The sequence below is a fragment of the Microcystis sp. LE19-10.1B genome (genome assembly GCF_027530565.1).
In the GTDB taxonomy this organism is placed as follows: Bacteria; Cyanobacteriota; Cyanobacteriia; order Cyanobacteriales; family Microcystaceae; genus Microcystis; species Microcystis aeruginosa.
This window is the reverse complement of the sequence record NZ_JAPZQM010000669.1, coordinates 1-11,061: the sequence shown is the minus strand read 5'-3', so window position 1 is coordinate 11,061 and position 11,061 is coordinate 1. Positions and strand designations below refer to the sequence as shown.

Sequence of the window (11,061 nt, the reverse complement as noted above, 5' to 3'; positions counted from 1 at the left end):
CTTATATAGAAAGGCATTTAGCGATTTTTGTCAATTGTTTTTTATCTAGAGCGAACTAATCAATTAAGTCTCTTGCCAGATAAGGATTTAGTCGATTTATGCCCCCCTATCGAACCATAACAAGTAACGAAGAGCCAGATTATCAACTACTAATAAATAATTAACTGAAAGTCCCTCCCATTATTGTTTCTATCGTTTGTTTTCGGATTTATGCAAGAGGTCTACTGATAAGTAGTCGTGCAAAATTAATTTCCTAGTCGAGACAGGAGACAGGAGACAGGAGACGGGATACAGCTATTAGGGATCGGATTTGAGTTTTCAGTTCTCTGTTTGCTCACCACCGCAGAAGTCTGACGGAGTAGTGGCTTAGATGTGTAATTAATTGTGCTTAGATACTTACACTGATAACTGATCACTGATAACTGATCACTGATAACTGATCACTGATAACTGAAAATAACTGCTATAAAATTGGACTAGCCTTTTCCCCCAGAAAAAAATTTCTCCATCCATGACCTTAATCCTCTACAACACCCTCAGTCGTCGCGAAGAACCCTTTACCCCCCTCATCCCGGGCATGGTCTCCATGTATTGCTGCGGCATTACCGTCTATGATTATTGCCATTTGGGTCATGCGCGTACCTGTGTGGTTTGGGATGTGGTGCGGCGTTATTTGGAGTATCTCGGTTATAAAGTGCGCTATATTCAGAATTTCACCGATATTGACGATAAAATTCTCAATCGGGCTAAAAATGAACATACCACCATGGCAGCCGTGGCCGAGAAATTTATCCAGGCCTACTTTGAGGATATGGCAAAATTAGGAGTCAGACCGGCGGACGCTTATCCCCGGGCCACTCATACCCTCGACGGTATCAAGCGCCTAGTCTATGAATTAGAACAAAAAGGCTATGCTTACCCCAGCGATGGCGATGTTTACTATTCCGTCCGTCGTTTTTCTGATTATGGCAAACTATCAGGGCGAAAACTGGATGATCTGCAAGCCGGCGCCAGCGGCCGGGTAGAAACCGACGACCCGGAAGCAATTAAGAAACAAGACCCCTTTGATTTTGCCCTCTGGAAGGGGGCAAAATCGGGGGAACCTAGTTGGGATTCTCCCTGGGGTCAAGGTCGTCCGGGGTGGCATATTGAATGTTCGGCCATGGTCAAAGAACAATTGGGAGAAACTATCGATATTCATGTGGGGGGAAGTGATCTAATTTTTCCCCACCACGAAAACGAAATCGCCCAAAGTGAAGCCGCTACGGGTAAACCTCTGGCCCACTATTGGTTACATAATGGCATGGTCAAGGTGGCCGGGGAAAAAATGTCAAAATCCCTCGGTAATTTCATCACTATTCGCGAGTTATTGGCAAAATATGACCCCTTAGCCGTGAGATTATTAATTTTAGGCGCCCAATACCGCAAACCGATCGATTTTTCCGATGAGGGATTGCAGGCGGCCACTAATGGCTGGCATACTTTACAAGAGGGTTTATCCTTTGGTTATAAGCATCTTCCGCCCGATAATCCCGGAATTACCGACCAAGAGCTAGAAAATCGCTTTCAAGAGGCGGTAAATCACGATTTTAACTTTGCCGGTGGTTTAGCGGTGTTATTTGAAATCGCTAAGGAATTACGCAAGGAGGGTAATAATTTAACCCATGCGGGTAAGACAGACAGCAATCTGGCCCAATTAGCGGTAAAATGGCATACTTTGGTGAAATTGTCTAGGGTTTTGGGCTTAGAAATGGCCGCTGACCAGGGAGAAACCCCTGTTTCTGAGGGAATTAGTGCAGCGGATATCGAAAATCTGATCCAACAACGGACAGAGGCAAAAAAAGCGAAAAATTACGCCGAAAGCGATCGCATTCGCGCAGAATTAAAAGCCCAAGGCATTAGTTTAATCGACCAACCCGGGGGAGTCACTAAATGGTTAAGAGAGGGAGACTAGAAATTCTTTAACCACTTCCTCCACCCTACGATCGCGGCCATCCACCTGATAGTTTAATTTCTGCATAGCTGTGGAGGTAATTTTGCCAGTGAGTTTCGCTAAAACCTGTCGCAATTGCGGATATTTTCGCAAACTATCCCGGTTAAAAATCGGTACCGCTTCGTAGGGAGGAAAATAGCGTTGATCATCTTCTAGGATGACTAAATCTAGCACGGGAATTAAGCCATCGGTGGAATTTCCCGCCACTAAATCCACTTGTTTTTCGGCTAAAGCGCGGTACATTAACCCTAAATCCATCACTTTCGGGGGTCCGGCAAAATTGAGGCCGTAGGTCTTCGCTAATCCCTTGTAACCGTCTTCCCTTTCCAAAAATTCATAACCAAAACCCGCTTGCCAATTGGGAGTATATTTAGCCGCTTGCGAGAGAGTTTTAAGATTGTATTGACTGGCGGTTTCTCCCCGGATAACAATGGCGAAAGTATTCTCGAATCCTAAACTGGGAAACACTTCTAGATTAAATTTTTCTGGATAAATCTCTTGCAGCTTTTCAGAGACTAATCGGGCATCGTTAAGGGGTTTTTCCTGTAAAATTCCCGTGAAAGCCGTGCCGGAATACTCCACATAACCATCGATTTTACCCGCTTTCACCGCTTCATGACAGATCAGAGTACCACCGAGATTAAATTGACGTTCAACCCGTAAATTCGTCTCTTTTTCGATTTCCTGTGCCAAAATTTCCCCTAAAATCACCTGTTCGGTAAAATTTTTGGAACCGATCACCACTGTGCCGGGGGATGAATGGAAAATTTGAGTCAAGAGGAAAGATAGCAAGGCCAACCCGATTAAACCTAAGCCCCATTGCCATTTAGAGGGCTTTTTCGGACGTTGCGAAGGGGAAAAGGTCTTTTCTAACCAACCGATACTCCAATCGGCAACAAGGGCTAAAAAAGCGGCAGGAATTGCCCCCGCCAAAATTAACTGATTGTTGACCGTGGCAATACCGCGAAAAATAAACACTCCCAAACCACCGCCACCGATGGCAGCTGCGATCGTGGCCACACCGATAGCAATCACCGTCGCAATTCTCACTCCTGCCAAAATTGTCGCCCTGGCCAGGGGTAATTCGATATAGCGCAGGATTTGACCGTCGGTCATGCCTAGGGATAACCCGGCTAATTTTAATTCGGGATCAACTTTTTTGATGCCCAGATAGGTATTTAAAACAATTGGCAGTAAGGTATAGAGAGTTAGGGCAACAATAGCGGGAATTTTGCCGATTCCTCCCAAAAAAGGCACGGAAATTAAAAAACCAAATAGGGCTAAACTGGGGATAGTCTGTAGGGTGTTAACGATCGCTATAATTGGTGGGGCGAGAATAGCTTGACGACTAATCAAAATACCTAGAGGAATACCGATTAAGCTACCCATAGCCATGGCTATTCCCGTCAAGAAAAGATGCTCTCCAGTGCGAAAAGCGATTTCCCCCCCATAATCTAGCCAAAAACTATCCATAAACTTCTCTTAAAGCGGCTGCTTCATCCTATTGTGTAGAATAAATGGGATCTATTAGTTCCAGTCTTTATTTAAAGATTCTAAGCTAAACGGCGCTTAACCTGCATGATCCAACAGCTATAACCCTTTTGGAGTCTATATCGGTGATCCGAAGTAAAAGCCGTTTAGCTTATCACCATCTTGACATTATTTCCTCGCTAAAGACAAATGACTAACAAATTTAATCCTCGGGCTAAAACTGTTGCCGATTGGGCCTATATCGGTATTGATAAACATTTTCATAAAGTTCTTAAACACGAAGCTGGGGTTTTACTCGATCAGGATACGGAAGAATTACATCAAATTCGTGTGGGAATGCGCCGTCTTCGCAGTACCTTAACCGGTTTTGCCCCCGCTTTAACCATGCCGAAATCTGCCGATCAAAAACGGGTGGGTAATCTGGGCAGAATTTTAGGAGAATTGCGGGATTTAGATGTGTTAAAATCGGCTTTTGTCGGCCATTATCAGCCAATTTTACCCCCGAAAGAACAGGATTTACTGAAGAAAGTTTTACAAGTTCTCGAACACCGAAGGGAGAAGGCTTTTGCTAAGGTAGAAAAGCTGTTGAAGTCCGATAAATTTCTCAATTTTAAGGCAGATTTTGCCAGTTGGTTGGATAATCCCACCTATCAACCGATAGGAAAATTAGATATTGCCACGGTTTTACCTGACTTATTATTACCGCAAGCGAGTCACTTTTTACTCCATGAAGGCTGGTTAGTTGGGGTAAATTTAGAGGAAGATCAAAAAGTAAAAGAGTTTTCTAGTCAAGAAATTGATGACTTATTGGAAAAAGAAGGATTATTACTGCACGATCTCCGTAAAGAAGCCAAGCGTTCCCGCTATAATATGGAGTTATTTACTCAGTTTTATGGCGACAAGTATCGAGAGTATCTAGAGGATATTAAAAACCTTCAAGGTATTCTCGGAGAAATGCAGGATTGTTGTGTTCTCTCGGATTTTCTCAGCCAAATTTTCCCTAATTGTCTTGCCAAGGAAATGCCGACTTTACTAGAAATTTTCCAAAATATCCGTCACCAAAAATGGCAAGAATGGCAACCCTTACAAAAGAAATTCCTTGACGCTGACACCAGAAAAAGTCTGCACCAGACAATTTTACAGCCTATTTTTCGGCCAAATAGTGTAGAATTAGAAACTAATCCAGAATCCTGAGATTAGAAACCGATGAATTTTTTTCAAAAGTTAAACCACGCCATTAGTCAAAACCAGACTCTACTTGTCCTCGGTTTAGATGCTAACCCCGAAATGATGCCCTCCACCCCGGGAGAATTAATCGTTAATTTAGAACGGTGGCTCAAGTTTATTATCGATGAAACTGCTCCTTTTGTCTGTGCCTACAAACCAACTTTAGGCTTTTATCAAGCTTTGGGAGCAGAGGGATTAGAATTATTACAGCGAATTTTAACGGCAATTCCCGCTCATATCCCGGTAATTTTGGATGCTAAACACGGTGATATTAATACCAGCAGTATTTTAGCCGAGACTATCTTTAAAACTTGGCAGGTGGACGCGGTTACTCTCAATCCCTACTCCGGACAGGATCACGTTGCTCCTTTTTTAGTTTACCCCGAGCATGGTGCTTTTATCCTCTGTCATACTTCCAATCAAGGCGCGATTAATCTGCAAGAATTTCCCAGTCGCGACAATCCTTTTTATCTGCAAGTTGTCAAAGAAGCTTGCACCTGGGGAACTCCCGAACAGGTGTTTTTAGAAGTGGGAACCACTCAACCGGAGATATTGAAAAAGATTCGCAATTTTGCCCCCGAAAGATTGATTTTATTACGCAGTATTTGGGAAGAAAAAAGTCAATTCTCCGAGTTAATTACTGTGGGTTTAAATAGTCATGGCGAGGGTTTATTAATTCCTGTACCCCAAGACTTTTTATCTCAACCCGATTTGGGGGCAAAAGTCAAGGATTTACGCGAGGAAGTCAACAAAATTAAACAAAACCACCAGCAAGAATCGAGCCAAGATGAGACTTGGACTGCTAACGTTTGTCTTTTAAAACAACATCCTCATCAGGATTTAATTCTACAATTATTTGATATTGGCTGCTTGCTGTTTGGCGATTATGTGCAAGCATCGGGAGAAACTTTTTCCTATTATATTGATCTGAGAAAAATTATCTCTAATCCTAATATTTTTCAGCAGGTAATTGAAGCCTATGGAGAAATATTAAAAACCTTGACATTTGACCGTATTGCTGGCATACCCTACGGTTCTTTACCCACAGCTACGGGTTTATCTTTATTATTAAATCATCCGATGATTTTCCCCCGCAAAGAAGTAAAAGCTCACGGCACAAGAAGAGTAATTGAAGGTAATTTTCAAGTGGGGGAAACGGTGGTAGTGGTGGACGATATTTTAATTTCTGGCAAAAGTGCGATCGAAGGGGCAGCAAAGATTAAATCGGCGGGATTATTAGTTAATGATATCGTGGTTTTTATCGACCATGGTGGCCCCGTTAAAGATAAACTTCGTAGCCATGGTTATCAACCTTATTCGGTTTTAACCCTAGCAGAAATTACCGATACTCTCTACGAAGCGGGAAGACTGACAGAAGCAGAATATAGCTGTTTTTTAAATCGCTCCCATTGATATTTAGGGTTTGCGGCAAAAAGTTTTTCTTGGGGGCAGGGTGTGGGGTGTGGGGTGTGGGGTGTGGGGTTTTATCGATTTTCAGCTGGTCAACTACCTAATTTTCAGGGAAAAAGTACCTGAATTTTCCCCCCGATCCCCGCAATGGCTGGCACTTTTTGAGGGGAAAAAAGTCCAAAAGTCTTATCCAACAAGGTTTTTAGATTTATTCAGCAAACCCTAAGTAGCAGCCTTATGCTGTTTTTTCACTGTTTACTGTTTACTGATCACTGATTACTGATCACTGATTACCGATCACTGAAAATTGTTAAGAAACTTGACTGCGTAACACCTTTAGGGTATTCAGGAGCTTGCTTTCTTCTTTTTCCTCAAAAATAGTTAAATCTTTCGGTTTACAACGTTTTATATCCAATTTAATCCCCTGCGCTCCTTCTGTTTTCAAATCTTCTTCATAACCGGCTTGAGCGACTTCAGCCTCGTCTTTAGCGAGAAAAGGACCGAAATAATAAGTACATCTGGGATAGTCGGTTTTAATCTCGACCCAGTAGGCTAATCCGAACATTTCCAGTAAGCTAATCAAAAATTCTTTCATCTCGTTCCCCATCTAAATCTACTCTGGTGGTTTTGTTACGTTCGTTTACATTTCGCAAACTTCCTTCCTATTTTATTTATACTTTCTCCTTTTGGCTATTGGGAGTGTCGAAAAATACAGATTTTCAATCGGGGGAATTTTGCCAGCGTTGCCGGTAAACCTCGTAAAGAGCCATACCCGCCGCCACCGAAGCATTGAGACTGGGGGTTTTGCCTGCCAAAGGGATAGATACCAACTCATCGCAGGACTTTTGGGTTAGCAGACTCAAACCCTCTCCCTCCGAACCTACCACCAATCCTATCGCACCCGTTAAATTGATTGTGTGTAAAGATTTACCAGTTTTTGCCGCCGTGCCGTAGAGCCAAAAACCAGCCGCTTTTAATTCCTCTAAAGCACGATTGAGATTAACCACCCTGGCGACGGGTAAATATTCCAAGGATCCGGCCGCCACTTTCATCACCGTCGATGTCACCCCGGCGGCGCGACGTTGGGGAATAACTACCCCCTGACAACCCATAGCTTCGGCGGTGCGAATAATTGCCCCAAGGTTATGGGGATCCGTAATACCTTCAGCGATGACGATGACGGGGTGGCGACTTCTGCCCTTAGCTTTTTCGATCAGATCGGCTAATTCGATATACTCATAGGGAGACATCTGGGCCGCAATCCCCTGATGATTGGCCTTATTGGTAATCTGATCGAGACGCAGATCGTCCACCTCATCAATTACCGTACCGTTGGCTTTGGCTTTTTCTAAGAGGGTATGATAACGGGGATCGTAACGGAGTCGATTGACCACCCAAATCCGATTTAGTTGGCGCTCCTCCTCCATGGCCGTTAAAACCACCCGGCGACCGTAGAGCAGATCATCAGCTTCTTGGTTTTCTGGAGTTACTGCCGGGGATTTAGCCAGAATTGGCCCAGTTTTCGGCCGCGAGGGCCGGCGAAAATTACTATTATCGGACTTGCCACGAAATGGTCGATCGCTCATGATTGGATGGATTAAGAGTAAAGTCGGGAATCGTCCCTGAGGGCTATAATTCTAGTTTTTCTAATAGTTGATGTAATCTTGAGGGGTCTTGCAGATAAAGATAGCCGAACAGGGTTTCTAAACTGCTGGCCTGCTGATAGACTTGGGCTGTCAGACGACGGCGTTTTCCCGTGACCGCATTGCGTCCCCGGCGCAGAATTTCTTTTTCTTGGTCTGTCAGATAGGGCTGCAGTTGTGCTAAATCTAAAGCCTGTTGTTCGGCCCTGACTTTGCCCACCACCTGAGCGTGATAGTCTCCCAGACGCTGGGGCGGCAGTAAATAATAGGTGCGGATGTATAATTCATAAACAGCATCCCCTAGATAGGCCAGAGAAGCAGGCGATAATCGGTCAAGACCCTCTAGGAGTTGTGACCCCTCGCCACTTAGCTGTAAGCGAATTTTTTCGAGAGGAGATTCCACGATTTACGCTTTTTCCAGATATTTGATCGCCGCTTCCAGGGTGGGTTGCAGGGAAAAAAACTTCTCCAATCGCACCAGTTTTACAGTTTGAGTTACCCGGGGATTGGTAACAATTTGTAAACTGCCCCCTTCGGTTTTGGCCTTTTTTACCAATTTTACTAAAGCCCCTAAACCGGAGCTATCGATAAAATCAATCTGAGCGAGGCTAATAATCACATCCTTGGGACCTTCCTCCACATAGCCTTCGATCACCTTACAAAAAGTCGGTTCGGAAAAGGCATCTAAAAGACCCGTCAAACGGAAAATTTGGTACTTATCTCTGACCTCACGCGTGCCTCGCAAGCTGACGGTCAAGTTAATTGCTTCCGGAATAATCCCCTCCTAGCTCTAGAGCCGTAAAAATCAAAACCCTAGTATATCCTAAAAATTTACGACCGATCCTTTTTTGCTTGCCGCATTAAATCGACAAATTTGGCAAACAGATAATCGGCATCGTGGGGGCCGGGACTGGCTTCGGGGTGGTATTGTACCGAGAAAAAGGGCAAAGACCTGTGTTTTAAACCCGCTACGGTGCGATCATTGAGGTTGAGATGGGTAATCTCCACTTGCGGATTTAAAGAGGCTTCCTGCACCGCAAAACCGTGATTCTGACTGGTAATTTCCACCTGTTGCCGCAGTCCACAGGGTTGATTTAACCCGCGATGACCAAATTTCAGTTTAAAGGTTTCTGCCCCTAGGGATAGGCCTAAAATTTGATGACCCATACAGATGCCAAAAGTGGGTTTTTCTCCTTGCAAAAGTTGCTTGGCTAGGGCAATTCCTTCGGTGACAGCTGCCGGATCTCCCGGTCCGTTAGAAAAGAAAATACCATCGGGATTATATTCGGCGATTTTTTCTGGGGGAGTGTCGGCGGGAACCACGATCACCCGACAACCGTAGCTGGCTAAACGTCGGAGAATATTGCGTTTGATGCCAAAATCGATCGCCACCACCGTTAACGGTTCTTGATCGCTATCAATTGGCGCAAATTCCCAGGCGGACGGGGTGGGAGTCGTCCATTCGTACACTTCCTTGGTGGTAACTTCCTTAACTAGATTTAACCCCGCCATACTGGGGGCCGCCTGCACCAGCCGCAGTAAATCGTGATAATCGAGTATTTCCGTAGAAATTGCCCCATTCATCGCCCCAACCGAGCGAATTTTGCGGGTCAGAGACCGGGTATCGATGCCATAGATGCCAATAACATGATGATCGGCCAGATAATCCGGTAGGGATTGGGTAGAACGCCAATTACTGGGCCGGTGGCAGATATTTTTGGCGATCGCTCCTTTCACCTGGGGACGAATTGACTCCTCATCCTCGGGGTTAACCCCCGTATTTCCCAATTCCGGATAGGTAAAAGTGACGATTTGACCGGCATAACTGGGATCGGTGAGGACTTCCTGATAACCAGTCATCCCCGTGTTAAAGACAACTTCGCCGACGGTGGTTCCCTTGGAGCCGAAGGAATAACCCTCGTAAACCGTACCATCGGCCAGAACTAATAAGGCTTTTTGACTAGCAGCACTTGATATCATCGTCAATTTTTTAATCTTGAGTAGTGGTGAGAAACAGAAGTCAAGGATAGACTAGAACAGGGACTAGAAAACGAATTGCTTAGTTTTAATTGGCTAGAGCGTTTTATGATTAAGAGTACATCCGCTCAAGGACAACAGCTTCCCCTGACTAGCCATCGGCAAGATCCTATCGCTTAAAAAATAACTATATAAGTAATATGAGTGCAAGAAAACTGACTGATGCCACGAAAAAAGAAATTCTTAAGCTTTATCGGGAAACGGAGGCCACCACTTCCACCTTAGCCGAGCGTTATGGCGTGAGTAGTTCTACGGTCAGTCGTTTTCTCAAAAATTCTTTTTCTGGCGAGGAATACGAGCAATTAATCCAGAAAAAACGCTTGGCCCGCAATCCTCGTGGCCTCGAGGAGGAGGAAGCAGCAGCGGATTTACCGGAAAAAGCGATCAAGGTGATTAGTTTGCGGGCAGCCCACATCGCAGCTAAGGATGAGCAGGCTTTTCAGCAACCGAGCGCTTCTGTGGAACAATTAACCCTGTTAATGGATACCTCTTACCCGCCAGAAGCAGATAATTCGGAATATATAGAAATTAATGGCGATAAACCCCTAGAAGACGCTAATTTAACCGAGTTTTTCGTCGAAGCTATCGAGGAAGAGGAGGAGGAAGATGAGCTTGACGAGGATTGGGATGAAGAGGAGGATGAAGATGAAGATGAAGACGAGGAGGAGGAGGAACTAGCGGGGAGCTATTTAGGCCCGACTATCGTTAAAACAGCCCAATTAGAGATATTACCCCTCTCGGCAGCGGCTTTTCCCAAAACCTGTTACTTGGTCATTGATCGCGCTGCCGAATTAATCACCCGTCCCCTCAAGGATTTTGCCGAATTGGGTAAGGTTCCCCCTCAGGAAATCCAGCAGCGCACCCTCCCCATCTTTGAAAGTCATCGCATCGCTCGCCGTTTCTCCAAGCGCAAGGAAAAAGTGATTAAAGTTCCCGACGGTCGCCTGATCGAAAAAGCTCACGCTCAACTGGAAGCGAAAGGGATCACCCGTCTGCTCATGGATGGTCGTATCTACGCTTTAGAGTAGGGAATTAGGGTATAGGAGACTTTTCAGTCTCCTCCGAACCCTTTGCTGAGGGTGGGGACTCGCACAGGTTCGTTGAGAGAATTCAGCTTAGTTGACATCCTCGCCGCACTTTTAGGGCGGCGATTCCTAAACCTCACGATTTAAGTTTCTGCTTCCACCACCGTCGCATACCACAGTTAAAAAACCATGTACTGTCTTACACAGAGTCCACAGACTTTCGCCCCATTTCAGA

General features: G+C 44.9%; 10 protein-coding genes. 4 read left to right on the top strand and 6 right to left on the bottom strand.

All coding sequences use genetic code 11. The features are described from left to right. The first annotated feature begins 511 nt into the window (after positions 1-511). Positions 512-1,954, top strand: coding sequence for a cysteine--tRNA ligase (gene cysS, locus O9332_RS23955; protein WP_002763874.1), 1,443 nt, complete (start codon positions 512-514; stop codon positions 1,952-1,954). On the opposite strand, the gene O9332_RS23950 is transcribed toward cysS, so the two are convergent. Beyond that, positions 1,937-3,466: a glycine betaine ABC transporter substrate-binding protein gene (locus tag O9332_RS23950; RefSeq protein WP_002763876.1), complete on the bottom strand. Its 1,530-nt coding sequence runs from the start codon at positions 3,464-3,466 to the stop codon at positions 1,937-1,939. The genes cysS and O9332_RS23950 overlap by 18 nt on opposite strands. Before the next feature lie 207 nt (positions 3,467-3,673). On the opposite strand from O9332_RS23950, the gene O9332_RS23945 reads away from it, so the two are divergent. After that, on the top strand, positions 3,674-4,678 hold the full coding sequence (locus O9332_RS23945; protein ID WP_002763878.1) for a CHAD domain-containing protein: 1,005 nt from the start codon (positions 3,674-3,676) through the stop codon (positions 4,676-4,678). A 12-nt stretch (positions 4,679-4,690) separates the two neighbouring features. Continuing rightward, complete coding sequence (locus tag O9332_RS23940; protein ID WP_002763880.1) at positions 4,691-6,124, top strand: bifunctional orotidine-5'-phosphate decarboxylase/orotate phosphoribosyltransferase; 1,434 nt, start codon at positions 4,691-4,693, stop codon at positions 6,122-6,124. A 307-nt stretch (positions 6,125-6,431) separates the two neighbouring features. Here O9332_RS23940 and O9332_RS23935 read toward each other — a convergent pair whose 3' ends face one another. From O9332_RS23935 to carA, 5 genes are all read right to left on the bottom strand, one after another. Beyond that, positions 6,432-6,728, bottom strand: a complete 297-nt coding sequence (locus tag O9332_RS23935) for a DUF1816 domain-containing protein (protein ID WP_080603678.1) — start codon at positions 6,726-6,728, stop codon at positions 6,432-6,434. A 112-nt stretch (positions 6,729-6,840) separates the two neighbouring features. Next, a complete protein-coding gene (rlmB, locus tag O9332_RS23930) occupies positions 6,841-7,707 on the bottom strand; it encodes a 23S rRNA (guanosine(2251)-2'-O)-methyltransferase RlmB (RefSeq protein ID WP_002763882.1) in 867 nt (288 codons plus the stop codon). A gap of 43 nt (positions 7,708-7,750) precedes the next feature. Next, positions 7,751-8,167, bottom strand: a complete 417-nt coding sequence (locus O9332_RS23925; RefSeq protein ID WP_002763883.1) for a Mini-ribonuclease 3 — start codon at positions 8,165-8,167, stop codon at positions 7,751-7,753. Positions 8,168-8,170: 3 nt separating this feature from the next. Next, positions 8,171-8,521: an STAS domain-containing protein gene (locus O9332_RS23920; protein ID WP_002763884.1), complete on the bottom strand. Its 351-nt coding sequence runs from the start codon at positions 8,519-8,521 to the stop codon at positions 8,171-8,173. A gap of 74 nt (positions 8,522-8,595) precedes the next feature. Then, on the bottom strand, positions 8,596-9,744 hold the full coding sequence (gene carA / locus O9332_RS23915; RefSeq protein WP_002763885.1) for a glutamine-hydrolyzing carbamoyl-phosphate synthase small subunit: 1,149 nt from the start codon (positions 9,742-9,744) through the stop codon (positions 8,596-8,598). 197 nt (positions 9,745-9,941) lie between these two features. On the opposite strand from carA, the gene O9332_RS23910 reads away from it, so the two are divergent. Next, the gene (locus O9332_RS23910) at positions 9,942-10,829 is read left to right on the top strand and encodes a helix-turn-helix domain-containing protein (protein WP_288027677.1); all 888 of its coding nucleotides are present in this window, start codon (positions 9,942-9,944) and stop codon (positions 10,827-10,829) included. Positions 10,830-11,061 lie beyond the last annotated feature (232 nt).